The sequence below is a fragment of the Mycobacterium sp. 1274756.6 genome (assembly GCF_001668625.1).
Classification (GTDB): domain Bacteria; phylum Actinomycetota; class Actinomycetes; order Mycobacteriales; family Mycobacteriaceae; genus Mycobacterium.
Map to the genome: position 1 here is coordinate 65,404 of NZ_LZLJ01000062.1, position 24,071 is coordinate 89,474.

The following is a 24,071-nucleotide window of genomic DNA, read 5'->3' on the forward strand; positions in this document are numbered from 1 at the left end:
AGCCTTGCCGCATGCCAGTGGTGAAGATCAACGCTATCGACGTCCCGGCGGGCGCCGGCCCCGAACTGGAGAAGCGGTTCGCCAACCGGGCGCACACGGTGGAGAAGTCGCCCGGCTTTCTCGGTTTTCAGCTGCTGCGCCCGACCAAGGGCGAGGACCGCTACTTCGTGGTGACCCAGTGGGAATCCGACGAGGCGTTCCAGGCCTGGGTCGACGGCCGCGGCGCCGATGCCCACGCCGGTTCCCGCGCCCCGGTGGCCAGCGGTGCGTCGTTGTTGGAGTTCGAGGTTGTCCTGGACGTTGCCCCGCAACCGGCCGACTGAGCGGGTCCGCCGCCGGCTGGCGGCGGTGACCGCGGCCGGGCTGAGCGTGGCCCTGGTCGGCGGCTGCAGCCCGGCGTCCCCGGCGGCCGACACCGGCGAGCCCGGGGTGCGCATCAACACCCAGACCCCGCCGGGGCTGCGCGCCCAGCAGACCCTGGACATGCTCAACTCGGAGTGGCCGATCGGGCCGGTGTCGGTGAGCACGCTGGCCGCCCCCGCCAAGGTCGACGAGGTCGTCGAGAAGATGGACTCGCTGTGGTGGGACCGGCCCTACACCCTCGACGGGGTCGACGTGCACGCCAACTCGGCCACGCTGCGGCTGACCGCCTCCTACGGCGCCCATCAGGACGTCGACATCCGCCTCGACGACGCCGGGCGGGTGAACCGGTTCGAGGTCACCACCCACAAGCCGGTCGTCGCCTCGTGGCGCGACGTCGAGGACACGCTGCGCCGTACCGGGGCCCGCTACTCCTACCAGGCGGCCCGGGTGGTCGACGGCCGCTGCGAGCCGGTGGCCGGCGCCAACACCGCCGACTCGCTGCCGCTGGCGTCGATCTTCAAGCTGTATGTGCTCTACGCGGTGGCCGACGCGGTGAAGGCCGGGACGCTGGCGTGGGACGACCCGCTGACGGTGACGGCGCGGGCCAAGGCCGTCGGGTCCTCCGGGTTGGAGGAGTTGCCGCCCGGCGCGCAGGTCTCGGTGCGCACCGCGGCCGAGAAGATGATCGCCACCAGCGACAACATGGCCACCGATTTGCTGATCGACAAGGTCGGCACCGCCGCGGTGGAGCAGGCGCTGGTGGCGACGGGTCACCACGATCCGGCCAGCATGACGCCGTTCCCGACCATGTACGAGCTGTTCTCGGTGGGCTGGGGCACTCCGGATCTGCGGGAACAGTGGCAGCACGGCAGCCCGGCCGACCGCGCGCAGCTGCTGGCGGAGGCCAACACCCGCCCGTATCGACCCGACCCGGTCCGCGCCCACACCCCGGCCTCCAGTTACGGCGCCGAGTGGTACGGCAGCGCCGAGGACATCTGCCGGGTGCACGTCGCGTTGCAGCGGCAGGCGGTGGGGCCGGCCGCCCCGGTCACCGACATCCTGGCTGCGGTGGCCGGCATCGACCTGAACCGCAACCAGTGGCCCTACATCGGGGCCAAGGCCGGCGGTCTGCCCGGCGACCTGACCTTCAGCTGGTACGCGGTCGACCGGGCCGGGCAGCCCTGGGTGGTCAGTTTCCAGCTGAACTGGACCCATGACCACGGCCCGCGGGTCGCCGGCTGGGTGCTGCAGATCGCCAAGCAGGTCTTCGCGATGTTGCCCGGCGAGCGCTGAGGCGACCCGGCACCAGCCGGCCGCCCCAGCGTCAGTCGAGCGGTGCTACTCCGCGGGCGTCGAGCCGGCGGCGGCGTCGGCCAGCTCGGCCGACTCGACCGGCTTGGGACCGCCGGTGAAGGTGAACACCGCCTCTTCGCCGGCACCCTCCCCGTCCCAGTTGTCCACGTCGACGGTGACCAGCTGGCCCGGGCGCAGCTCCTCGAACAGGATCTTCTCGCTCAGCTGGTCCTCGATCTCGCGCTGAATGGTGCGCCGCAGCGGACGCGCCCCCAGCACCGGGTCGAAGCCCCGCTTGGCCAGCAGCGAGCGGGCCTTGTCGGTGAGCACCATCGCCATGTCCTTGGCGTGCAGCTGCTCGCCCACCCGGCCGATCAGCAGATCGACCATCTGGAGGATCTCCTCGCGGCTGAGCTGGTGGAAGACGATGATGTCGTCGATGCGGTTGAGGAACTCCGGCCGGAAGTGCTTCTTGAGCTCGTCGTTGACCTTGAGCTTCATCCGCTCGTAGTTGTTCTCCCCGCCGCCCTGGGTGAAGCCCAGACCGACCGCCTTGGAGATGTCGGAGGTCCCCAGGTTGGAGGTGAAGATCAACACGGTGTTCTTGAAGTCGACCGTGCGGCCCTGCCCGTCGGTGAGCCGGCCGTCCTCGAGCACCTGCAACAGCGAGTTGTAGATCTCCTGGTGGGCCTTCTCGATCTCGTCGAACAGCACCACCGAGAACGGCTTGCGCCGCACCTTCTCGGTGAGCTGGCCGCCCTCCTCGTAGCCGACGTAGCCCGGCGGGGCGCCGAACAGCCGCGAGGCGGTGAACCGGTCGTGGAACTCGCCCATGTCGATCTGGATCAGCGCGTCGTCGTCGCCGAACAGGAACTCCGCCAGCGCCTTGGACAACTCGGTCTTGCCGACCCCGGACGGCCCGGCGAAGATGAACGACCCGGACGGCCGTTTCGGGTCCTTCAACCCGGCGCGGGTGCGCCGGATCGCCTTGGAGACGGCGTTGACCGCGTCGTCCTGGCCGATGATCCGCTTGTGCAGCTCATCCTCCATGCGCAGCAGCCGGGTGGTCTCGGCCTCGGTGAGCTTGAACACCGGGATGCCGGTCCAGTTGCCCAGCACTTCGGCGATCTGCTCGTCGTCGACCTCGGCGACCACGTCGAGGTCACCGGAGCGCCACTGCTTCTCCCGCTCGGTGCGCTGGGCGACCAGCTGCTTCTCCTGGTCGCGCAGGCTGGCGGCCTTCTCGAAGTCCTGCGCGTCGATCGCGGACTCCTTCTCCCGGCGCGCGTCGGCGATCTTCTCGTCGAACTCGCGCAGGTCCGGCGGCGCGGTCATCCGCCGGATCCGCATCCGGGCGCCGGCCTCGTCGATGAGGTCGATGGCCTTGTCCGGCAGGAACCGGTCGTTGATGTAGCGGTCGGCCAGGGGGGCCGCGGCCACCAACGCCGGGTCGGTGATCGACACCCGGTGGTGCGCCTCGTAGCGGTCGCGCAGCCCCTTGAGGATTTCGATGGTGTGCTCCACCGACGGCTCACCGACCTGCACCGGCTGGAAGCGGCGCTCCAGGGCGGCGTCCTTCTCGATGTACTTGCGGTACTCGTCGAGGGTGGTGGCGCCGATCGTCTGCAGCTCGCCGCGGGCCAGCTTGGGCTTGAGGATCGACGCGGCGTCGATGGCGCCCTCGGCGGCACCGGCACCGACCAGCGTGTGCAGCTCGTCGATGAACAGGATGATGTCGCCGCGGGTGTTGATCTCCTTGAGGACCTTCTTCAGCCGTTCCTCGAAGTCACCGCGGTAGCGGCTGCCCGCGACCAGCGAACCCAGGTCGAGGGTGTAGAGCTGCTTGTCCTTCAGCGTCTCGGGCACCTCGCCGTTGACGATGGCCTGCGCCAGTCCCTCGACGACCGCGGTCTTTCCGACCCCGGGTTCGCCGATGAGCACCGGGTTGTTCTTGGTGCGCCGGGAGAGCACCTGCATCACCCGCTCGATCTCTTTCTCCCGGCCGATGACCGGATCGAGCTTGCCCTCAGCCGCCGCGGCGGTCAGGTTGCGCCCGAACTGGTCGAGCACCAGCGAGGTCGACGGACTGCCGGACTCGCCGCCGCGGCCTCCGGTGCCGGCCTCGGCGGTCTCCTTGCCCTGGTATCCGGAGAGCAGCTGGATGACCTGTTGACGTACCCGGGTCAGTTCCGCACCGAGCTTGACCAGCACCTGAGCGGCGACACCCTCGCCCTCCCGGATCAGGCCGAGCAGGATGTGCTCGGTGCCGATGTAGTTGTGGCCGAGCTGCAGCGCCTCACGCAGCGACAGTTCCAGGACCTTCTTGGCCCGCGGCGTGAACGGGATGTGCCCGGAGGGTGCCTGCTGGCCCTGGCCGATGATCTCCTCGACCTGGCTGCGCACCCCTTCCAGGGAAATCCCCAGCGACTCCAGCGACTTGGCGGCGACCCCTTCACCCTCGTGAATGAGGCCCAACAGAATGTGCTCGGTGCCGATGTAGTTGTGGTTGAGCATCCTGGCCTCTTCTTGCGCCAAGACCACAACCCGACGTGCCCGGTCGGTAAATCTCTCGAACATCGGTGGTTACCTTCTCCCTACACATCGGCACGATGATCGGCAGTTCGCGCCTGCCGTCCACTGTAGTGGCGGCAGGCCGGGCTTCCTACCGCACGGTGGCTACCGTGATGCCGATTCACCCGGCCGTTCTACGGCCATACGTGGGCAACGCCGAGATCAGCGGAAACGTTTCGAAGATCGGTTCGCCGCCAGCGAACACCGCTCGAGGTCCCCCGGCGGCGGCGCCGCGTCGTCAGGTGGCGGCGTGGAACGCCTCGATCACGTCGGCCGGGATCCGGCCGCGGGTCGACACGTTGTGGCCGTTGCGGCGGGCCCACTCGCGGATCGCGGCGCTCTGCTCGCGGTCGATCGCGCCGCGGCGGCCGGTGCTGCTACGCCCGCGCTTGCGGCCGCCGACGCGGCGGCCGGACTCGACCCACCGCTTGAAGTCGCCGCGCAATTTCTCGGCGTTCTTGGTCGACAGGTCGATCTCGTACGTCACCCCGTCGAGACCGAATTCGACGGTTTCATCCGCTTTCGCAGCGCCATCCAAATCGTCTACCAGCGTAACCGTCACTTTTTTCGCCATTACAGGCCACTCACCTTTCGTTTGCGCTGCGGTGCGATGAAGACCGCTCGATTGACCACCGTGCCATAACCGGATGAACCATTCAAACACGGCCATTAACGCCGCCGCTATACGCGCAAGATCAGCCGTCGTGTCGTCGAACAATGGGGAACAGAACCGTCTCCCTAATTGACAATCCCGTCAATGCCATCAGCAGGCGGTCCACCCCCATTCCGGTGCCGGTGCACGGCGGCATCGCGTATTCGATGGCGGCCAGGAAATCCTCGTCCAGCGCCATCGCCTCGTCGTCGCCGGCCGCGGCGGCGCGGGCCTGGGCGACGAACCGCTCCCGCTGCACCACCGGGTCGATCAGCTCCGAGTAGCCGGTCGCGAGCTCGAAGCCGCGCAGATAGAGATCCCATTTCTCGGTGACCCCGGCGATGCTGCGGTGCTGGCGGGTCAGCGGGGTGGTCTCGACCGGGAAATCGCGAACGAAGGTGGGCGCGAACAGGTTGTCGCCCACGGTGTGCTCCCACAGTTCCTCGACGAGTTTGCCGTGCCCATAGCCGCGGTCCTCGGGCACTTCCACTCCCAACCGGTCGGCGATACCGCGCAGGACCGGCACCGGTGTTTCCGGGGTGATCTCCTCACCGAGGGCTTCGGAGAGGGACGGATACATTTGTATCGACGCCCACTCACCGTCGATGTCGTAGGTGCTGCCGTCGGGCAGCGGGACCTGCCGGGTGCCGATCGCCTCGTCGGCGACCTCCTGAATTAGCTGCCGGGTGACGATCTCGGAGTCGTCGTAGGTTCCATACGCCTGATAGGTTTCCAGCATCGAAAATTCCGGTGAATGAGTGGAGTCAATTCCTTCATTTCGGAATACCCGGTTCAACTCGAATACCCGGTCGAATCCGCCGACCACGCAGCGTTTCAAGAACAACTCCGGGGCGATGCGCAGAAACAAGTCGGTGTCCAGCGCGTTCGAGTGGGTGACGAACGGGCGGGCCGCCGCCCCGCCGGCCAGAACCTGCAGCATCGGGGTCTCGACCTCGAGGAAGCCGCGGCGCTCCAGCGCGTTGCGCAGCGCCCGCACCACCGCGATGCGCTGCCGGGCCACGGTGCGCGCCTCCGGCCGGACGATCAGATCGACGTAGCGTTGCCGGACCCGGGACTCGTCGCTCATCTCCTTGTGCGCGACCGGCAGCGGCCGCAGCGCCTTCGCCGCCATCTGCCAGGTGTCGCCGAGCACCGACAGCTCACCGCGCCGGGAACTGATCACCTCACCGTGGACGTAGACGATGTCCCCGAGGTCGACGTCGCTCTTCCACTGGTCCAGCAGCTGCTCGCCGACCCCGGCGAGGCTGATCATCACCTGCAGCTGGGTGCCGTCGCCCTCCTGCAGGGTGGCGAAGCACAGCTTGCCGGAGTTGCGGGCGAACACCACCCGCCCGGAGACGCCGACGATCTCGCCGGTGGCGGTGTCGGCGGGCAGGTCGGGGTGGGCGGCGCGGATCTCGGCCAGGGTGTGGGTGCGCTCGACGTTGACCGGGTAGGGCTCACGTCCCTCGGCCAGCAGGCGTTCCCGCTTGGCCCGGCGGATCCGGAACTGTTCGGGGAGGGCGGATTCGTCGGAGGTCACGACCCGCGAGCTTACTGGGGCGCACCGGCGACCGGCGCCGCCCCCGGACCGCGGGCCCGGCGGTGCGCCGTCAGCGGGCGGTCTTGAGCCGGCCGCGCGAGCTGTCCCGGTTGCGTTCGAAGACCAGGTGCAGGCCGTGCAGGGTCAGGTGCGGGTCGCAGTGGTCGACGGTGTGCAGTTCGGGCAGCAGCAGCGGGGCGGTGTGCCCGGTGGCCACCACCGCCACCGCCTCGCCGGCGAACCCGTCGACCTCGGTGCGGATGCGTTGCACCAGCCCGTCGACCAGCCCGGCGAACCCGAAGACGGCCCCGGCCTGCATGCATTCGACGGTGTTCTTGCCGATGATCGAGCGCGGCCGGGCCAGTTCGATGCGGCGCAGCCCGGCCGAGCGTGCCGCCGAGGCGTCGGAGGACACCTGCACGCCCGGCGCGATCGCGCCACCGAGGAACTCGCCCTTGGCCGAGACGGCGTCGACGCAGATGGCGGAGCTGAAGTCGACGACGATGGCGGCGGTGCCGAACTTGCGGTAGGCGGCCAGGCAGTTGACGATCCGGTCGGCGCCGACTTCTTTGGGGTTGTCCACCAGCAGTGGGATCCCGGTGCGCACGCCCGGTTCGATGAGCACCTGCGGCACCGTCGGCCAGTACTGGTCGAGCATGATGCGCACCTCGTGCAGCACCGACGGGACGGTGGACAGCGCCGCGGCACCGGTGAGCCGCTCCCCGTCGTCGCCGATCAGCCCGTCGATGGTCAACGCCAACTCGTCGGCGGTGATCTCCGGCTCGGTGCGGATCCGCCACCGCTGCACCACGTTGGCGTGCTCACCGGCCCCGGCGAGCAGACCCACCACGGTGTGGGTGTTGCGGACGTCGATGGCGAGGAGCACGGTTATCGCGCGCTCGCCCGCGGGGAGAGCAGTTCAGCGGTTTCGGGGATGTCGAAGTCGGGCACGAACGCCGGATCGTCGCCGAGGTCGACCTGCTTGTTGGCGGCGTCGACGAACACCACCCGGGGACGGAACCGGCGGGCCTCCTCGTCGCTCATGGTGCCGTAGGCGATCAGGATCACCAGGTCACCGGGGTGCACCAGATGCGCTGCGGCGCCGTTGATCCCGATCACCCCGCTGCCGCGCTCGCCGGTGATGGCGTAGGTGACCAGCCGGGCCCCGTTGTCGATGTCGACGATGGTGACCTGCTCGCCTTCGAGCAGATCGGCGGCCTCCATCAGGTCGGCATCGATGGTCACCGAGCCGACGTAGTGCAGGTCCGCCTGGGTGACGGTGGCCCGGTGGATCTTCGACTTCATCATGGTCCGCAGCATGGGTTCCTCCAACGTGTTCGGCGGCAGGTTCGGTCAGGTGTAGGGTCCGGCGGCGATATCAACGGCGGCGTTATCCAGCAGTCGGGTGTCACCGATCTTGGCCGCCACCAGGATTCGGCCCGGCCCGTACGGGGGTGCCGGCCCCAGCACGGGGTCGCGCACCTCCAGGTAGTCCAGCTCGATCGCCGGAACCTGGTCCAGCACACCGCGCGCGGCGGCCAGCGCCTCCTCGACGCCGCCGGCCGCGGCCCGCGCCCCGGCCAGCAGCGCCGCCGACAGCGCGGTCGCCAGCTCACGCTGCTCGCCGTCGAGGTAGCGGTTGCGGGAGGACAGCGCCAGACCGTCGGCGTCCCGCACGATCGGCACCCCGACGACCTCGGTGTCGATGTTGAGGTCCTCGACCATCTGGCGTACCAGGATCAGCTGCTGGTAGTCCTTCTCGCCGAAGAACACCCGGTCCGGCCCGACGATCTGCAGCAGCTTGAGCACCACGGTGAGCATGCCCGCGAAGTGCTCCGGGCGCGCGGCGCCCTCCAGTTCGGCACCCAGCGGTCCGGGCCGGACGACGGTGCGCCTGCCGTGCGGGTACATCACCGCCTCGGTCGGGGTGAACACGACGTCGACCCGCTCCTCGCGCAGCAGCGCCAGGTCGTCCTCGAGGGTGCGCGGATAGGTGGCCAGGTCCTCCCCTGCGCCGAACTGCAGCGGGTTGACGAAGATCGAGACCACCACCACCGCGCCGGGGACCCGCCGGGCGGCCCGCACCAGCGCCAGGTGCCCGTCGTGCAGCGCGCCCATGGTGGGGACCAGCACCACCCGCCGCCCGGTGCCGCGCAGGGCCCGGCAGACCGCCGCGACGTCCCGGTCGGCGGGGTAGACGTTGAGCTCACCGGCGGTGAACTTCGGCGCAGCCGCGGCCCTCATCGGGTCAGCACCTCGAGCACCTCGGCGGGGGCGTGGGCCCGCTGGGCGGTGCGCAGCGAGTTGGTGCGGTAGGCCTCGGCCAGCCCGGTGTCCAGCGCCGCGATCGCGTCGAGGTGCCCGGCGATCGCCGCGGCGTCCCCGCGGGCGACCGGGCCGGTCAGCGCGGCGCGCCCGCGGTGCAGGGTGTTCTCCAGCGCGGCGCGGGCCAACGGCCCGACGACCCGCTCGGCGAGGCCGCCGGGCTCGTCGTCGATCCACTGCTGGCCGAGCAGTTCCTGCCCGCGCAGCGCCGCGCGGAGCATCTCCACCGCGTCGGCGACCACGGTGACCAGGTGGTTGGCGGCGTGGGCGAGCGCCGCGTGGTAGAGGGTGCGGGCTTCCTCGCGGACCCGGACCGGTTCGCCGCCGATCTCCAGCACCAGCGACTGCGCGATCGCGTAGCCGACCTCGTCGGCGGCGGTGATCCCGAAGCAGGCGTCGGGCAGGCGGGCGATGTCCTCGTCGGAGCCGGTGAACGTCATCGCCGGGTGGATGGCCAGCGGTATGCAGTCCAGCGCCGCCAGCGGGTCCAGCACCGCCACCCCGTGCGCCCCGGAGGTGTGGGCCACGATGGTGCCCGGCCGCACCGCCGCGGTGGCGGCCAACCCGGTGGCCAGGTCGGGCAGTTCGGTGTCGGGGACCGCCAGGATCAGCAGCTCGGCGGCCCCGGCCACCTGCGGCACCGCCACGATCGGGGTGTCGGGCAGCCGCCGCCCGGCACGCCGGCGCGAGGCGCCGGAGATCGCGCTGCAGGCCACCACGACGTGGTCGGCGCGCTCCAGCGCGACCCCCAGGGCGGTTCCCACCCGGCCGGCCGAGATGACGCCCACTTTGAGTCGAGCGGGACGCAATCCGTCGAACTGCGCCATGCAGACGACCTCACAAGTCCTGTTGGTTCGTTCCAGTCCCGCGTGGCGGGTACCGGACGGTCGGGGAAGATTTTAGCCCGCGGCGGCCCTCCGGTGCAGCGCGCCCCCGCCGGGTCAGTCCTCCCGGCGGCGCCGGCGCCCCCCGCTGGTGGGGCTGACCTCGAAGCGAGCCAGCAGGTCGGCCACCGACTGACCGCTGCTGCGCCGGCCGCCGGATTCCTCGGGCTCCGGGGTTTCGGCCGGCTCGGCAGGCGGTGGCGGCTCGAAGCGCGGCGGCGTGTCGTCGGGCTCCTCGGCGCGGCGCCGGTGCCGGGCCGCGGGCTCGGGCCGGGTCGGCATCGGTGGGGTGTAGCCGCCGCCGGGCGGGGCGTGGCGCGGCTGGTGGCGGCCGGTCTCCGGCCAGGCCGGCGCCGGGGCGACCGGTTCGGGTGCGGCCGGTTCGGGGGCGGCCGGTTCGTCCGGGCCCCGGTAGTGCCGGCCGCGGCGCGGCTGGGGTGGCTCGTCGGCGGGCGCCCAGTGACTGCCCGGCGCCCCGGGCGGTAGCCACTGCCCTTCCCCGCCGAGCGGCTGCCAGCCGGTCTCAGCCGCCGGCGGGCTGGGCGGCGGCGGGCTGGGCGGCGGCGCGGGCGGGACCGGCTGCACCGGGCCGGTCTGCCAGCTCTGCGCGGCCGGCGCCGGCTCGGGGCGCGGCGGCCAGGCCGGCGGCTCCGGGCGCGGTGGCGCGGGCTGCGGTTCGGGCTGCGGTTCGGCCGCACGGCGACGGCGGGATCTGCGGGGCTCGTCTTCGACGGGTGGCCGCGCCCCGTAGTCCCGGGTGTCGTACTGCGGGGTGTCGTAGCGCGGGGTCTCGTAGCGCTCGTAGTGCTGGGCACCGGGGCTCTGCGGATCGCGGGCGTCGCGGCGCGGCTGTTCGACCGGCGGTTCGGGGGGCGCCTCGGCCGCCGGGGGCACCGGAACCTCGGGCACGTCGATGATCGGGTTCTCGGTGGTCGTGCTGGCCGTCTCGTCGGGCATCGTCGTCGAAATCCGTGCTGCCGCAGCCCAATCCGACCTACCCTGGTCGTCCTGGGCGCGGTCGCTGTAGGCGCGCACGGTGCTGCGTTCGGTCTCCAGCGCCGGGCGGTGCTCGAACTCGGCGTCGAAGAGGATCTCGAGGTTGGTGCGCAGCGCCGCCAGTTCGCTGCGCAGCATGGCGATTTCGTCGGCGGCCTCGGCCCGCAGCTCGGAGGCCAGTTCGCGGCGCAGCTGCGACTCGACGTTCAACTCGTATTCGCGGCGGGCGGCGATCTCCCGGTCGAGTTGCAGGTCGTAGACCAACCGCATGTCGCGGGCGCGCGCCTCGGCGACATCGCTTTGCCGTCGGTAGATCACCGAGACGAAAGCGCCGACCACCGCCGCCCATAACGCCAGGATGACCGCCAGCTTCAGCAGTTCGATGCGATCGGTGAACACCAGTGCGGAACTCGCGACGAGAGCGAGCACCAGCAACGTGGTCAGCAGTGTCCAGCCCGGCCTGCGGACGCCGCGCCGGACCCGAGCGCCGCCGGACAGAACGGTCATGGCCTGACTGTACCGGCCCGAGGTCAGTCCGCGTGTCGGCGCGCTTCGGCGATTCTCAGCAGGCCTGTTTCTCGGTGTCCTCACCGCTCTCCGGGCCGATCCCGGGCGAGCGACAGCAATGCTGCAGCCACAGCGCGGCAACCACCAGAGCCAGCGCGCTGACCGCCGCCACCACGGTGCCCGCGGTGTCCTGCTCGGCGGCGTGCAGCCACGAGCGTCGCGGCAGCAGGTAGGCCAGCACCGCCAGCCACCAGCCGAGCACCACCGCCCCCACCCAGGCGGAGGCCTTGGCGACGACCAGGCTGCGCGCGGCGGTCAGCGGGTGCAGCCGGCCCGGGCCCACCCCGATCTCGGCGGCGTTGATCTTGGCGCGCAGTTGAAAGCCCCAGCCGGCCTCCACTGCGGCGACGACCAGCAGCGACAGCCCGGTCCACACCGTGATCGGGGGGAACAACCGGTACAGCTGCCCCACCAGCAGGTAGCCCAGCAGGCCGGTGCCGAGCACGGCGGCGAGCAGATCACGCTTGCGGGTCGGGCCCATCAGGCGTCCGCTCCGGCCGCTGGGCTCAACGTCAGCCCGGTCTCGCGCACCGCGGCCCGATCGGCGGGGTCCAGCTCGGTCACCAGGGCGCTGACCGGCCGCAGTTGGCCCGCCACCGGAAGTTCGGCGTCGGGCTCGATCTGCAGCCACGGGATCAGCACGAAGGCGCGCAGATGCGCCAGCGGGTGCGGCAGCGTCAGCCCGTCGTCGCGGGAGACCACCAGGGTGTCGCCGGCCGGGGAGGTCTCATGGCAGGTCACCAGGTCCACGTCGAGGGTGCGCGGCCCCCACCGCTCCCCGCGCACCCGATGTGCGGCGTTCTCCAACTCGTGGGCCCGCCGCAGCCAGCGCTGGCCGTCGTAGTCGGGGTGCTCGGCGATGAGCACCGCGTTGAGGAACTGGCCCTGGTCCAGCCCGCCCCACGGGTCGGTCTCGAAGACCCCGGAGACGGCGCGCACCGCCGGGCCCAGCCCGTCGAGCACCGACTGCAGCCGGGCCAGCCGGTCACCGAGGTTGCTGCCGATCGAGAGCACCACCCGGGTCATGTGGCCGCCCCCGCCGGGACCACCCGCCCGCGACCGCCGCGGCGGGAGCGGCGGGCGACCACCGCCACGTCGGCGAAGACGTGCGGTATCGGCGCCTGCGGCTTGTGCACGGTGACTTCGACCGCCTCCACCCGCGGATCGGTGATCACCTCGTCGGCGATCTCGGCGGCGACGGTCTCGATCAGGTTGCGTGGCGGGCCGGCGACGATGGCGGCGGCCCGATCGGCCAGCACCCCGTAGTCGTAGGTGTCGGCGAGGTCGTCGCCGGCCGCCGCCGCGGTCAGGTCCAGCCACAGCGTGATGTCGACGACGAAGTCCTGGCCGTCGGCGCGCTCGTGGTCGAACACGCCGTGGTAGCCGCGAACGGTCAAGCCGCGCAGTTCGATCCGGTCAGTCATCGCGCTCCCCGCCCAGCGCCCAGGCGTCGACGACCTTCAGGGCGTCCACCGAGGCCCGCACGTCGTGGACCCGCACCCCCCAGGCGCCGTGTAGCGCCGCCAGCGCCGAGATCACCGCGGTCGCGGTCTCCCGTCCGTCCGGCGGGCGCACCGCCCCGTCGGGCCCGGCCAGCAGCGCCCCGAGGAACCGTTTGCGAGACGCCCCGACCAGCACCGGCACCCCGGTGGCGACCAGCTCCGGCAGGGCGTGCAGCAACGTCCAGTTGTGGAGGCCGGTCTTGGCGAAACCCAGCCCGGGATCGATGACGATGCGGCCCGGATCGACACCGGCGGTCACCACCGCGTCCACCGCGGCGAGCAGCTCCGCGCGCACCTCGGCGACCACGTCGCGGTACCGCGGCACCCGGTGCGGGTGCTGCGCCGCCACCGGCCGCCAGTGCATCAGCACGCACCGGACCCCGCTCTCGGCGAGCAGCGGGGCCATGTCCGGGTCGGCCCGCCCGCCCGAGACGTCGTTGACCAGGGTTGCCCCGGCCTCGAGTGCGGCGGCGGCGACGGCGGCGTGCATGGTGTCGATGCTGACCGTGAGGCCGTGCGCGGCCAGCGCGGAGACCACCGGGACGACCCGGGCGATCTCCACCGCGGTGTCGACGCCCTGGGCGCCCGGCCGGGTGGATTCCCCGCCGACGTCGATGATCGCCGCCCCGGCGGCGGCCAGCGCCAGCCCGTGCTCGACGGCGCGGCCGGTCTCCAGGTAGCGGCCACCATCGGAGAACGAGTCGGTGGTGACATTGACCACCCCCATGACCTGCACACCGGTGGACCTCACTTGTGCAGGATGAGATTCAACGCTTCCGCGCGCAGCGCCGTGTCGGTCTTGAACTGGCCGCGCACCGCCGACGTGGTGGTGACCGCACCGGGTTTGCGGACCCCCCGCATCGACATGCACATGTGCTCGGCTTCGAGGACCACGATCACGCCCCGCGGCTTGAGCCGGCCCATCATCGCGTCGGCGATCTGCGCGGTCAGCCGCTCCTGCACCTGCGGGCGGCGGGCGTAGAGGTCGACGACCCGGGCGATCTTCGACAGACCGGTGACCCGGCCGTCCTCGCCGGGGATGTAGCCCACGTGCGCCGAACCGCGGAAGGACACCAGGTGGTGTTCGCACATCGAGTACATCGGGATGTCCTTGACCATCACCAACTCGTCGTGCTGCTCGTCGAAGGTGGTGTTGAGCACGTCGTCGGGGTCGGTGTAGAGCCCGGCGAACATCTCCCGGTAGGCCCGCGCGACCCGCGCCGGGGTGTCGCGCAGCCCGCAGCGTTCCGGGTCCTCGCCGATGGCGTAGAGCAGTTCCCGGATGGCGGCCTCGGCGCGCGCCTGGTCGAACACCGGTCCGTTCGACGACGCCGGTTGCGCGTCGAACTCCGAATCGATCCCGGTATCGAACCGAGTCATCGAACCTCCATGGATTAGCCGCGGGCCGGCGGGGTCTGCCGGCTCTCCTCACCGTGTTGGCCCGGGGCCTGTCCCGGGTCGCCCTGGCCGGGCACCGGGTACGGCTGGCGGGGCGGGTAGCCCTGGCCGGCGGGCTGCCCGTGCCGCTGCCCGGGGGACGGCGGATACCACGGGCCGGGGTGCTGCGGATAGCTCGGCTGCTGTTGCGGCGGCGGCCAGCCCGGGGCGTACCAGCCCGCCGGGGCGCCGTAATCGGGCTGGGTCGGCTGCGGCGACTGGGGTGGTTGGGGCGGCTGGGACCCGCCGTTCTGCGGCGGGTGCTCGGGGGTGCCGTTGGCGGCGCGGCGGGCCCGTTCGGCCTCGGCGTTCGCCTGGGCGATGGCGGCCTTGAAGGCCGGCTCGGCCACCGGCTGGGGCCATTCCTCGCCGCGTTCGATCGCCAGCTCGCCGGGCGTCTTGATCGGCGGCTTGTCCGACGGGGTGCGTCCGCCGAAATCGTCGAAGATGGTCATCCGCGGCCGCTTCTCGACCTGGGCGAACAGCTCCTCCAGCTCGGCGCGGTGCAGCGTCTCCTTCTCCAGCAGCTCACCGGCGAGGGTGTCGAGGACATCGCGGTGCTCGGTGAGGATCGCCCACGCCTCGGTGTGGGCGGCCTCGATGAGCTTGCGCACCTCCTCGTCGATCTCCCGGGCCACCTCGTGGGAGTAGTCCGGGGCGCTGCCCATGGTGCGGCCCAGGAACGGGTCGCCGTGCTCGGTGCCGTAGCGCACCGCGCCCAGCTTGGCGCTCATGCCGTACTCGGTGACCATCGCCCGCGCGATCTTGGTGGCCTGCTCGATGTCGGAGACCGCGCCGGTGGTCGGTTCGTGGAAGACCAGCTCCTCGGCGGCGCGTCCGCCCATCGCGAACACCAGCTGCGAGATCATCTCCGAGCGGGTGCGCAGGCTCTTGTCCTCCTCGGGCACCGCGACCGCGTGCCCGCCGGTGCGCCCGCGCGCGAGGATCGTCACCTTGTAGATCGGGTCGATGTCGGGCATGGCCCACGCGGCGAGGGTGTGGCCGCCCTCGTGGTAGGCGGTGATCTTCTTCTCGTGCTCGCTGATGATGCGGCTCTTGCGCCGCGGCCCGCCGATGACCCGGTCCACCGCCTCCTCCAGCGCCGGGCCGGTGATCACGGTGCCGTTCTCCCGCGCGGTCAGCAGCGCCGCCTCGTTGATGACGTTCTCCAGATCGGCCCCGGACATCCCGACGGTGCGTTTGGCCAGGCTTTCCAGGTCGACGTCGGGGGCCATCGGCTTGCCCTTGGCGTGCACCCGCAGCACCGCGCGCCGCCCGGCGATGTCGGGGTTGGAGACCGGGATCTGGCGGTCGAAGCGGCCCGGGCGCAGCAGCGCCGGGTCGAGGATGTCGGGGCGGTTGGTCGCCGCGATCAGGATGACCCCGGCCCGGTCGCCGAAGCCGTCCATCTCCACCAGCAGCTGGTTGAGGGTCTGTTCCCGCTCGTCGTGGCCGCCGCCGAGGCCGGCGCCGCGCTGGCGGCCGACCGCGTCGATCTCGTCGACGAAGATGATGCACGGGCTGTTCTGCTTGGCCTGCTCGAACAGGTCGCGCACCCGCGAGGCGCCCACCCCGACGAACATCTCGACGAAGTCCGAGCCGGAGATAGTGAAGAACGGCACCTCGGCCTCACCGGCCACCGCGCGGGCCAGCAGCGTCTTGCCGGTGCCGGGCGGACCGAACAGCAGCACGCCCTTGGGGATCTTGGCGCCCAGGGCCTGATAGCGGCTCGGGTTCTGCAGGAAGTCCTTGATCTCGTAGAGCTCCTCGACCGCTTCGTCGACCCCGGCGACGTCGGCGAAGGTGGTCTTCGGCATGTCCTTGGAGAGCTGCTTGGCGCGTGATTTGCCGAAGCCGAAGCCCATCCTGGCGCCGCCCTGCATGCGGGAGAACATCACGAACAGCGCCACCAGCAGCAGCAGCGGCAGCATGTAGATCAGCAGGGTGCCGAACACGCTGCCCTGGTTGACGGTGGTGTTGACCTTCGCGTTCTTGGCGCTCAGCGCGTCATAGAGGGTGACCGCGTAACCGGTGGGGTATTTGGTGATGACCTGGTCGGCGCCCTCGGTGGCGTCGTTGCCCGTTTTGAGGGTCAACCGCAGCTGTTGCTCGCGGTCGTCGATCTGGGCGCTTTCGACGTTGTCCTCGGCGATCTGGGCCACCGCCACCGAGGTGTCGACGGGCTTGAACTTGCGGGTGTCGTCGCTGAGGTAGAAGAACGACCAGCCCACCAGCACCACCACGGCGATCACGGTGACGGTGCGGATCACGTTTTTGCGGTTCATCAATTTCCGACCGTGGTCGGCCCGATCCTTCCAGTACAGGCAACTGCAATCCTCAAGGCTACCGCGACGGTGTTCGCCGATCGCGGCGAAGGCGGCGGCCCGACTGTGCTTGGGTGGGAACATGGGCGGCAGCGTGGCGGCGGCGACGGAACGGTTCATCGACACCAACGGGGTGCGGTTGCGGGTGCTGGAGGCCGGTCCGCCGGACGGGCCGGTGGTGCTGCTCGCCCACGGCTTCCCCGAGCTGGCCTATTCCTGGCGGCACCAGATCCCGGCGCTGGCCGCCGCCGGCTACCACGTGCTCGCCCCCGATCAGCGCGGCTACGGCGGCTCCTCGGCGCCGGATCCGGTCGAGGCCTACGACATCCACGCGCTCACCGCCGACCTGACCGGCCTGCTCGACGCCGTCGGCGCCGACCGGGCGGTCTGGGTGGGCCACGACTGGGGGGCGCCGGTGGTGTGGAACGCCGCGCTGCTGCACCCCGATCGGGTGGCCGCGGTGGTGGGGCTCAGCGTTCCGCCCACCCCGCGCTCGCAGGAGGCGCCGACCGCGACGTGGCGGCGCATCTTCGGGGACCGCTTCTTCTACATCCTCTACTTCCAGCAGCCCGGGGTCGCCGACGCCGAACTCGGCGCCGACCCGGCCCGCACCATGCGGCGGATGTTCGGCGGGCTGACCACCCCCGGTGACGCCGCCGCGGCCGCGACCATGCTCGACCCCGGCCCGGCCGGGTTCGTCGACCGGCTGCCCGAGCCGAGCGCGCTGCCGGAGTGGATCAGCGCCGACGAATTCGACTACTACGTCGCCGAGTTCAGTCGCACCGGGTTCACCGGCGGGCTGAACTGGTACCGCAATTTCGACCGCAACTGGTCGACCACCCCGCAGCTGGCCGACGCCAGCACCGACGTGCCCGCGCTGTTCATCGCCGGTGCCGCCGACCCGGTGCTCGGCTTCACCCGCCGCGACCGGGCGCGGGAAGTCGCGGCCGGGCCGTACCGGGAACTGCTCATCGAGGACGCCGGGCACTGGCTGCAGCAGGAGTGTCCCGAGCAGGTCAACGCCGCGCTGCTGGAGTTCCTCACCGAGCTGCGCTGAGCGCCGCCACCGCGGGTGTGGCGGCACCGCGACGCGGGTGGCGGCCACGTAAGGTGCCAGGCATGCCGATCGCAGCACACATGAGGTCGCTTCGCTGGCTGATCGCCCCGGCGGTGGCCGCGGTGGCCATCGGCGGGCTCGCCGGGTGCGACGCCGCCAGTCCCGCCGACGGCTCCCCCCGGGAGGTCACCGTCGTCGGCAACGGCGAGGTGCAAGGCAGCCCGGACACCCTGACCGCCGAGGTGGGCATCGAGTTCACCGCCGCGGACGCCTCGACGGTGATGACCCAGACCAGCGACCGCCAGCGCGAGCTGATCACCGCGCTCACCGACGCCGGGGTCGAGGAGCGCGACATCGCGACCACCCGGGTCAGCCTGCAGCCGCAGTACGGCAACGACCCGGCCGGGGCGTCGGTGATCACCGGCTACCGCGCCACCAACTCGATCCGGGTCACGATCCGCGAGCTGGACTCCGCCTCCGAGGCGCTGGCGCTGATCGTGAGCACCGGCGGGGACGCCACCCGCATCGACTCGGTGAGCTACTCCATCGACAACGATTCCGATTTGGTGCGCGACGCCCGCGAGCGGGCCTTCACCGACGCGAAGGACCGCGCCGAGCAGTACGCCGAGCTGGCCGGTCTGAAGCTGGGCAAGGTGCTGTCGATCTCCGAGACCGGCGGCGAGGATTCCCAGCGTCCCTCCCCCGCGCCGGCCCAGCGGGCCATGGCCGACGTGCCGCTGGAGCCGGGCGAGCAGACCGTCAGTTTCGCGGTGACCGCGGTCTGGGAGCTGAAATAGCCGGCTACTGGCCCTGGTAGACCCGCGGGTCCAGGGTGCCGATGTAGGGCAGGTCGCGGTAGCGCTCCAGGTAGTCCAGGCCGTAGCCGACGACGAACTCGTTGGGGATGTCGAATCCGACGTAGCCGATCTGCACCCCGGTGCGCATCGCGTCGAGCTTGCGCAGCAGGGTGCAGACGCGCAGGGAGCGCGGCTGGCGGGCGGCCAGGTTGCGCAGCAGCCACGACAGGGTCAGCCCGGAGTCCACGACGTCCTCCACGATCAGCACGTCGCGGTCGCTGATGTCGCGGTCGAGGTCTTTGAGGATGCGCACCACCCCCGAGGAGGAGGTGGACGAGCCGTAGGAGGAGACCGCCATGAACTCGAACTGGGTGGGCAGCGGGATGGCGCGGGCCAGATCGGTGACGAACATGACCGCGCCTTTGAGCACCGTCACCAGCAGCAGGTCCTGGGCGTCGCCGGCGGCGAGCTCGGCATAGTCGCGGCCGATCTGCGCCCCCAGCTCGGCGGTGCGGTCCTGGATTTGTTCCTCGCTCAGCAGCACCGATTTGATGTCGCCGGGGTACAGCGGCCCTGTCACGCCCACAGCGTGCCATGACGCGGGGTCAACGACCAAGGTCGGGTGGCGGCGCGGCGACCGGTTCGGTGCGCAGAACCAGTTGCCCGTCGGCGCGGGCGGCCACCAGCCGCTGCCGGGCCAGCGCGGCCGGCACCGCCACCCCGCCCTGGCCGCGCCAGGCCGTGACCAGGGCGTCGACGCGGCGGATCTGCTCGTCGGTCAGGCCGGTGGCGCCGCCGGCCAGCAGCCAGGCCCGCAGCACCCGGCGCCGCAGCGGTGCGGGCAGCGCCCCCAGCACCGTCGGGTCCAAAGGCTGCGCCGCACCGGCGTCCGGCAGATGGGTGGCGGCGAGTTCGTCGAGGTAGTCGGTGTCCTCGCCGACCGCGGCGGCGGTGCGGGCCAGCGCCTGCGCGACGCCGCCGCCGAGCACCTCCTCGAGCAGCGGCAGCACCTCCCGGCGCACCCGCACCCGGGTGAAGCGCCGGTCGCTGTTGTGCGGGTCGTGCCAGGGGGCCAGGCCCAGTTCGATGCAGGCCGCCGCGGTCAGCTCGCGGCGCAGGCCGAGCAGCGGGCGACACCACGGCGGGGTATACCGGCGCATCCCGGCGATCGAGCGAGGCCCCGAGCCGCGGCCCAGCCCCAACAGGACGGTTTCGGCCTGGTCGTCGAGGGTGTGGCCGAGCAGCACCGGGGCCCCGGCCCGCGCGTCGCGCAGCGCCGCGTAGCGGGCGGTGCGGGCCGCGGCCTCCGGCCCGCCCGGCCCGCCCACCCGCACCCGCAGGACGCGGGCGTCGGCGCAGCCGAGTTCCAGCGCTTGACTGCGGGCCGTCTCGGCCACCTGCGCCGAGCCGTCCTGCAGGCCGTGGTCGACGATGAGCGCGGTCGTGGGCCGCAGCCCCGCGGCCGCGGCGGTCAGCGCCAGCGAGTCGGGCCCGCCGGACAGCGCCACACACCAGCGGTCGGCGGCGGGCAGGTGGGCGGCGTGGAAGCCGGCCACCGCGGCGCGCAGCCGGTCTAGAGCACCCGGTCGATCCACTGCTGCGGGTTCTCGATCTCGGCGGGCAGCGGCAGGGTCTGCGGTCCCGACCACACGGTGTTGAACCGGTCCATGCCCACCCGGTCCACGACGTGGTCGACGAACGCCTTGCCGCGGGTGTACTGGCTGAGTTTGGCGTCGATGCCCAGCAGGGCGCGCAGCAGCCGTTGCAGCGGCGGCTGGCGGCGCTGGCGGCGTTCGTCGAAGCGGCGCCGGATGGTGGCCACCGAGGCCACCGCCTGCGGGCCGACCCCGTCCATCACGTGATCGGCGTGGCCCTCGAGCAGGGTGCCCAGCACCAGCAGCTGGTCGAGGGCCTCCCGCTGCGGCCCGGACTGCAGGGCGCGGACCATGCCCAAGATGCCGGTGCTGGCCGGGTCCGGGTCGCGGCGGCTGCGCGCGAACTCGGCGAGCCGGCCCACCACGTCGGTGAGGTCGTCGCCGGCGTCGGTGGTCAGCACCGCCAGGGCGCGGGCCATGTAGTCGGGCAGCCACGGGTTGGCGGTGAACTGCACCCGGTGGGTGACCTCGTGCAGGCACACCCAGAGCCGGAAGTCGGCGGGCTCGACCCGCAGCTGGCGTTCGACCGCGATGACGTTGGGGCAGACCAGCAGCAGCGCGCCCGCACCGTCGTCGGCGAACGGGTCGTACTGGCCCAGGATGCTCGAGGAGATGAACGCCAGCACCGCGCCGGTCTGCGCCCCGGCGAGCCGGCCGGTGAAGAAGCCGCGCGGTTTGTCGGTGCCGCCGGTCATGTCCCGCATCGACTCAGCGGCCGCGGCGATCCAGCCGGGCCGGTCCACCACCCGGGTGGGCTGGGCGGCCGCGGCGCGGGGGGTCAGCCCGGTCACCTCGGCGACCAGCGGCAGCGCGGTGTCCGCGGCGGCGTGCAGTTCCTCGACCGCCTGGCGGCGGGTGTACTCGGTCGACGGCGGTGCCGGACGGGCGAGCCGGGCGCCGACCGTGGTGGCGAACCGCCAGTCGACGGCGCGACCGACGGTGACCTGCGGCGCCTCGGTCACGAACCGCACCCGCAGGACCGCAGCGTGGCCGCGACCGCGTCGATCGCCGTGCGCCCGGTGGGGCCGGCGTCGTTGGAGATCAGCGCGAAGGTCAGTACCCGGCCCCGACGGTCGGTGACCACCCCGGCCAGGGCGTTGGTCGCGGTCAGCGATCCGGTTTTGGCGCGCAGCCAGCCGGCCGCGTTGCGGTCGGCGTCGGGGTCGAGGAACCGGTCGGAGAGGGTGCCGCTGCCGCCGGCGACCGGCAGCAGGTCCAGCAGGGGCCGCAGCCGCGGCTCGCCGGGGCCGGCGGCGCGCTGCACCACCCCGTCGAGGGTGCGGGTGGTCAACCGGTCGTCGAGGGAGAGTCCGCTGGAGTCGACGAGGGTCGAGTCGGTGGTGTCGATGTCGGCGGCGTGCAGCACGGCGAGCACCGCGTCGACCCCGCCGGCGAAGGACTGCGGCCGGTTGGTGGCCGCGGCGACCTCGCGGGCGATGCACTCGGCCATCACGTTGTCCGAGGCGTACATCATCTGCCGCAGCCGCAGGATCAGCGGCGCCGACTCGACCGCGCCGAGTTCGCGGGCCCCGCCGGGGGCGGCGCCGACGGCGACGGTGGCCGGGTCCAGCCCGAGCGCGACCGCCAGGGCCCGCCCGGCGTCGAGGGCGGGGGTGGTGGAGCGTTTGGACTCCACGGTGGTCGGCTGGATGCGGCCGGCGTCGATCATCACCGCTTCGATCGGGGCGATGTCGCCGCCGTCGATGTCCAGCGGGTCCCAGCCGGGGGCCATCGTGGGCCCGCTGAAGGCGCCGACGTCGACCCGCACCCGGGTCGGGGTGGCCCCGCTGGCGCGGACCTGGTCGGCGAGGTCGCTGATGCGGGCCGCGCCGGCATACCAGGTGTCCTGGTCGGGCCCGGCCGCCGACAGCACCGGGTCCCCGCCGCCGACCAGCACCACCACGCCCGGCTCCTGTTCGTCGCTGACCACCCGGGTGGTCAGCCGGGCGTCGCGGTCCAGGCTGAGCAGCGCCGCCGCCGCGGTGAGGACCTTGTTGGTGGAGGCGGGCAGCATCGGGATGTCGTCGTGCTGCGCCCACAGTTCGGTGGCGGTGGCCGCGTCGGTGACCCGCCCGCCCAGGAAACCCAGGTCCGGGTCGGCCAGCGCGGCGGCCAGGGCCGCCGCCAGGCCGCTGACGGTGGGGGCGGGGGCGCTGTCGGAGACCGGGACCACGCCGGGGGCGGCGGTGGCCGGCGCGGGCGGCGGTGCGGCCTGCGCGCCGGGCCCGTGGCCGCTCTCGGTGAGCACGACCAGCCATGTGAGCAGCGCGACGACGACCAACAGCACGGTCACCCCGATCGCGACGTGGGTCGACCGGCGCCACTGCGTGGGACGCATAACTCTCCTGCCTGTCTGGTGCAATTCTGCCCGAGCGGCCCGCGTGGGCCCGGGTGCGGTCGCCAACCGCGGGCGGCGAGCCTTAAACTCAGCCCGACTCAACCCGTACTCAGCGCAGGCAAGGAGCCAGCACCGTGCAATTCGACGTGACGATCGAGATCCCGAAGGGGCAGCGCAACAAGTACGAGGTCGACCACGAGACGGGGCGGGTGCGGCTGGACCGCTACCTGTACACCCCGATGGCCTACCCGGCCGACTACGGGTTCATCGAAAACTCCCTCGGCGAGGACGGCGATCCGCTCGACGTGCTGGTGCTGCTGCCGCAGTCGGTGTTCCCCGGGGTGCTCATCGAGGTGCGCCCGGTGGCGATGTTCCAGATGACCGACGAGGCCGGCGGCGACGACAAGGTGCTGTGCGTGCCGGCCGGAGACCACCGCTGGGACCACATCAACGACCTCGCCGACGTGCCCGCCGCCGAGCTCGACGCGATCAAGCACTTCTTCGTGCACTACAAGGACCTGGAGCCGGGCAAGTTCGTCAAGGGCGCCGACTGGGTGGGCCGCGCCGAGGCCGAGGCCGAGGTGCAGCGCTCCTTCGAGCGGTTCAAAACCGCCGGGCACTGATTCGGCGGGCGCGGTTTCGCGTCAGCCCACCGCGCGCGGTTTCGGCGCGCGAGTGCAGTCTCAGGGCGGAAATCTGCCGTCGCGCAGATCGCCCTGAGTCTTCACTCGGTGTCGTCGCTCGGCGCGAGACGGCGGGTGCGGTAGAGGCTGGCGGCGGTGGTGACGGCCACCGTCGCCACGATGACCACCAGGCTGACCCAGGTGCGGATCTCCGGCACCGGGATCGGCTGCCCGCCGTTGAGGAACGGCAGATCGTTACCGCGCAGCGCCTGCAGCAACATCTTGACCGCGATGAAGCACAGGATCAGCGCCAGCCCCTTGGACAGGTAGACCAGCCGCTGCAGCAGCTTGCCCAGCAGGAAGTACAGCTGGCGCAAGCCCATCAGGGCGAACACGTTGGCGGTGAACACCAGGTAGGGCTCGCGGGTCAGCCCGTAGACCGCCGGGATCGAGTCCAGCGCGAAGACCAGGTCGGTGGTGCCGAGGGCGACGATGACCAGGAACATCGGCGTCATCGCCCGGCCGGCGCCGTTGCGGACGAACAGCCGCAGGCCGTGCCAGCTGTCGGTGGTGTTGAAGTAGCGTCGCGCGGCCCGGACCACCCGGTTGTCCGGGGCGTCGTGGCTGAACTCCCGCCACACCTTCAGCCCGGTGTAGAGCAGGAACGCGCCGAAGATGTAGAAGATCCAGGAGAACTGCTCGATGGCCAGCGCGCCCAGCCCGATGAAGATGCCGCGGAGCAGCAGCGCCAGCGTGATCCCGACCAGCAGTGCCTGCTGCTGGTAGATCTTGGGCACCTTGAAGCTGGCCATGATGATGATGAACACGAACAGGTTGTCCACCGAGAGGCTGTACTCGGTGAGCCAGCCGGCGTAGAACTGCAGGCCGTAGCGGCTGCCGTGATAGGCCCACACCCACGCCCCGAACAGCACCGCCAGCCCGATGTAGGCCGACAGCGCCGCCACCAGCCGGCGGCCGGCGGGCTCGTGGGGGTTGCGGGCAGTGAACGCGATGTCGATCAGCAAGACGGTGATCGTCACCGTCAGGGTGACCGCCCACTCCAGGGTGGACACGTTCATGAAAACCTCCGGGGTCGCTGGAACACCAGAGGTCTCTCCCGCCCGGCGCGGCCCGCGGCGCCGGT

The 24,071-nt window shown here is 71.7% G+C and carries 24 protein-coding genes; 5 read left to right on the forward strand and 19 right to left on the reverse strand.

Going from position 1 to position 24,071, the window contains the following annotated elements; translation table 11 throughout:
• Nucleotides 1–11 precede the first annotated feature (11 nt).
• Nucleotides 12–323, forward strand: coding sequence for a mycobilin-forming heme oxygenase MhuD (gene mhuD, locus A5643_RS08770; RefSeq protein ID WP_066853993.1), 312 nt, complete (start codon nt 12–14; stop codon nt 321–323).
• Nucleotides 289–1,656 carry a serine hydrolase gene (locus A5643_RS08775; protein ID WP_066853995.1) on the forward strand — a complete coding sequence of 456 codons (1,368 nt, stop codon included), beginning with the start codon at nt 289–291 and terminating at the stop codon, nt 1,654–1,656. Before mhuD ends, A5643_RS08775 begins: the two co-directional genes overlap by 35 nt.
• Nucleotides 1,657–1,701: 45 nt before the next feature.
• Here the strand turns inward: A5643_RS08775 and clpC1 are convergent, their stop codons facing one another.
• The 14 genes from clpC1 to ftsH all read right to left on the reverse strand — a co-directional run bounded on the left by clpC1 (nt 1,702) and on the right by ftsH (nt 16,418).
• Nucleotides 1,702–4,233, reverse strand: coding sequence for an ATP-dependent protease ATP-binding subunit ClpC (clpC1, locus tag A5643_RS08780; protein ID WP_066853997.1), 2,532 nt, complete (start codon nt 4,231–4,233; stop codon nt 1,702–1,704).
• A 232-nt stretch (nt 4,234–4,465) separates the two neighbouring features.
• The gene (gene lsr2 / locus A5643_RS08785; RefSeq protein ID WP_066853999.1) at nt 4,466–4,801 is read right to left on the reverse strand and encodes a histone-like nucleoid-structuring protein Lsr2; all 336 of its coding nucleotides are present in this window, start codon (nt 4,799–4,801) and stop codon (nt 4,466–4,468) included.
• A gap of 121 nt (nt 4,802–4,922) precedes the next feature.
• The gene (gene lysS, locus A5643_RS08790) at nt 4,923–6,422 is read right to left on the reverse strand and encodes a lysine--tRNA ligase (protein WP_066854001.1); all 1,500 of its coding nucleotides are present in this window, start codon (nt 6,420–6,422) and stop codon (nt 4,923–4,925) included.
• Between the two features lie 70 nt (nt 6,423–6,492).
• A complete protein-coding gene (locus A5643_RS08795; protein ID WP_066854003.1) occupies nt 6,493–7,308 on the reverse strand; it encodes a type III pantothenate kinase in 816 nt (271 codons plus the stop codon).
• A gap of 2 nt (nt 7,309–7,310) precedes the next feature.
• Nucleotides 7,311–7,742 carry an aspartate 1-decarboxylase gene (gene panD / locus A5643_RS08800; protein ID WP_066854005.1) on the reverse strand — a complete coding sequence of 144 codons (432 nt, stop codon included), beginning with the start codon at nt 7,740–7,742 and terminating at the stop codon, nt 7,311–7,313.
• Between the two features lie 33 nt (nt 7,743–7,775).
• Complete coding sequence (gene panC, locus A5643_RS08805; protein WP_066854007.1) at nt 7,776–8,666, reverse strand: pantoate--beta-alanine ligase; 891 nt, start codon at nt 8,664–8,666, stop codon at nt 7,776–7,778.
• The gene (locus tag A5643_RS08810; protein WP_066854008.1) at nt 8,663–9,574 is read right to left on the reverse strand and encodes a Rossmann-like and DUF2520 domain-containing protein; all 912 of its coding nucleotides are present in this window, start codon (nt 9,572–9,574) and stop codon (nt 8,663–8,665) included. Before A5643_RS08810 ends, panC begins: the two co-directional genes overlap by 4 nt.
• Before the next feature lie 114 nt (nt 9,575–9,688).
• Nucleotides 9,689–11,134 (reverse strand): DUF6779 domain-containing protein, encoded by a 1,446-nt coding sequence (locus tag A5643_RS08815; RefSeq protein ID WP_066854010.1) that lies wholly within the window; start codon nt 11,132–11,134, stop codon nt 9,689–9,691.
• A 55-nt stretch (nt 11,135–11,189) separates the two neighbouring features.
• On the reverse strand, nt 11,190–11,675 hold the full coding sequence (locus tag A5643_RS08820; protein ID WP_066854012.1) for a DUF3180 domain-containing protein: 486 nt from the start codon (nt 11,673–11,675) through the stop codon (nt 11,190–11,192).
• Nucleotides 11,675–12,220, reverse strand: coding sequence for a 2-amino-4-hydroxy-6-hydroxymethyldihydropteridine diphosphokinase (folK, locus tag A5643_RS08825; protein WP_066854014.1), 546 nt, complete (start codon nt 12,218–12,220; stop codon nt 11,675–11,677). Before folK ends, A5643_RS08820 begins: the two co-directional genes overlap by 1 nt.
• Nucleotides 12,217–12,618, reverse strand: coding sequence for a dihydroneopterin aldolase (gene folB, locus A5643_RS08830; protein ID WP_066854016.1), 402 nt, complete (start codon nt 12,616–12,618; stop codon nt 12,217–12,219). Before folB ends, folK begins: the two co-directional genes overlap by 4 nt.
• Nucleotides 12,611–13,447, reverse strand: a complete 837-nt coding sequence (gene folP, locus A5643_RS08835) for a dihydropteroate synthase (protein ID WP_082948845.1) — start codon at nt 13,445–13,447, stop codon at nt 12,611–12,613. Before folP ends, folB begins: the two co-directional genes overlap by 8 nt.
• Nucleotides 13,444–14,076: a GTP cyclohydrolase I FolE gene (gene folE / locus A5643_RS08840; RefSeq protein ID WP_066854017.1), complete on the reverse strand. Its 633-nt coding sequence runs from the start codon at nt 14,074–14,076 to the stop codon at nt 13,444–13,446. Before folE ends, folP begins: the two co-directional genes overlap by 4 nt.
• Nucleotides 14,077–14,090: 14 nt before the next feature.
• Entirely contained in the window at nt 14,091–16,418 is a 2,328-nt protein-coding gene (gene ftsH, locus A5643_RS08845) for an ATP-dependent zinc metalloprotease FtsH (protein ID WP_066854018.1), read from the reverse strand.
• 133 nt (nt 16,419–16,551) lie between these two features.
• Between ftsH and A5643_RS08850 the strand changes: the two genes are divergently transcribed.
• Nucleotides 16,552–17,514 carry an alpha/beta fold hydrolase gene (locus tag A5643_RS08850; RefSeq protein ID WP_156628721.1) on the forward strand — a complete coding sequence of 321 codons (963 nt, stop codon included), beginning with the start codon at nt 16,552–16,554 and terminating at the stop codon, nt 17,512–17,514.
• 62 nt (nt 17,515–17,576) lie between these two features.
• Complete coding sequence (locus A5643_RS08855) at nt 17,577–18,311, forward strand: SIMPL domain-containing protein (RefSeq protein WP_066854021.1); 735 nt, start codon at nt 17,577–17,579, stop codon at nt 18,309–18,311.
• A gap of 4 nt (nt 18,312–18,315) precedes the next feature.
• Here A5643_RS08855 and hpt read toward each other — a convergent pair whose 3' ends face one another.
• Genes hpt through dacB form a run of 4 tightly spaced genes read right to left on the reverse strand, consistent with a single transcriptional unit; the run spans nt 18,316 to nt 22,304 of the window.
• Nucleotides 18,316–18,927 carry a hypoxanthine phosphoribosyltransferase gene (gene hpt / locus A5643_RS08860; protein WP_066854023.1) on the reverse strand — a complete coding sequence of 204 codons (612 nt, stop codon included), beginning with the start codon at nt 18,925–18,927 and terminating at the stop codon, nt 18,316–18,318.
• On the reverse strand, nt 18,917–19,906 hold the full coding sequence (tilS, locus tag A5643_RS08865; RefSeq protein ID WP_066854025.1) for a tRNA lysidine(34) synthetase TilS: 990 nt from the start codon (nt 19,904–19,906) through the stop codon (nt 18,917–18,919). Before tilS ends, hpt begins: the two co-directional genes overlap by 11 nt.
• The gene (locus A5643_RS08870; RefSeq protein ID WP_066854276.1) at nt 19,885–20,928 is read right to left on the reverse strand and encodes an Rv3626c family coenzyme F420 biosynthesis-associated protein; all 1,044 of its coding nucleotides are present in this window, start codon (nt 20,926–20,928) and stop codon (nt 19,885–19,887) included. Before A5643_RS08870 ends, tilS begins: the two co-directional genes overlap by 22 nt.
• Nucleotides 20,925–22,304: a D-alanyl-D-alanine carboxypeptidase/D-alanyl-D-alanine endopeptidase gene (gene dacB, locus A5643_RS08875; protein ID WP_066854027.1), complete on the reverse strand. Its 1,380-nt coding sequence runs from the start codon at nt 22,302–22,304 to the stop codon at nt 20,925–20,927. The genes A5643_RS08870 and dacB overlap by 4 nt, the downstream gene beginning before the upstream one ends.
• A gap of 134 nt (nt 22,305–22,438) precedes the next feature.
• On the opposite strand from dacB, the gene A5643_RS08880 reads away from it, so the two are divergent.
• Entirely contained in the window at nt 22,439–22,927 is a 489-nt protein-coding gene (locus A5643_RS08880; RefSeq protein WP_066854029.1) for an inorganic diphosphatase, read from the forward strand.
• 101 nt (nt 22,928–23,028) lie between these two features.
• Here the strand turns inward: A5643_RS08880 and A5643_RS08885 are convergent, their stop codons facing one another.
• Nucleotides 23,029–24,006 (reverse strand): TerC/Alx family metal homeostasis membrane protein, encoded by a 978-nt coding sequence (locus tag A5643_RS08885; RefSeq protein WP_066854031.1) that lies wholly within the window; start codon nt 24,004–24,006, stop codon nt 23,029–23,031.
• Nucleotides 24,007–24,071: the final 65 nt, after the last annotated feature.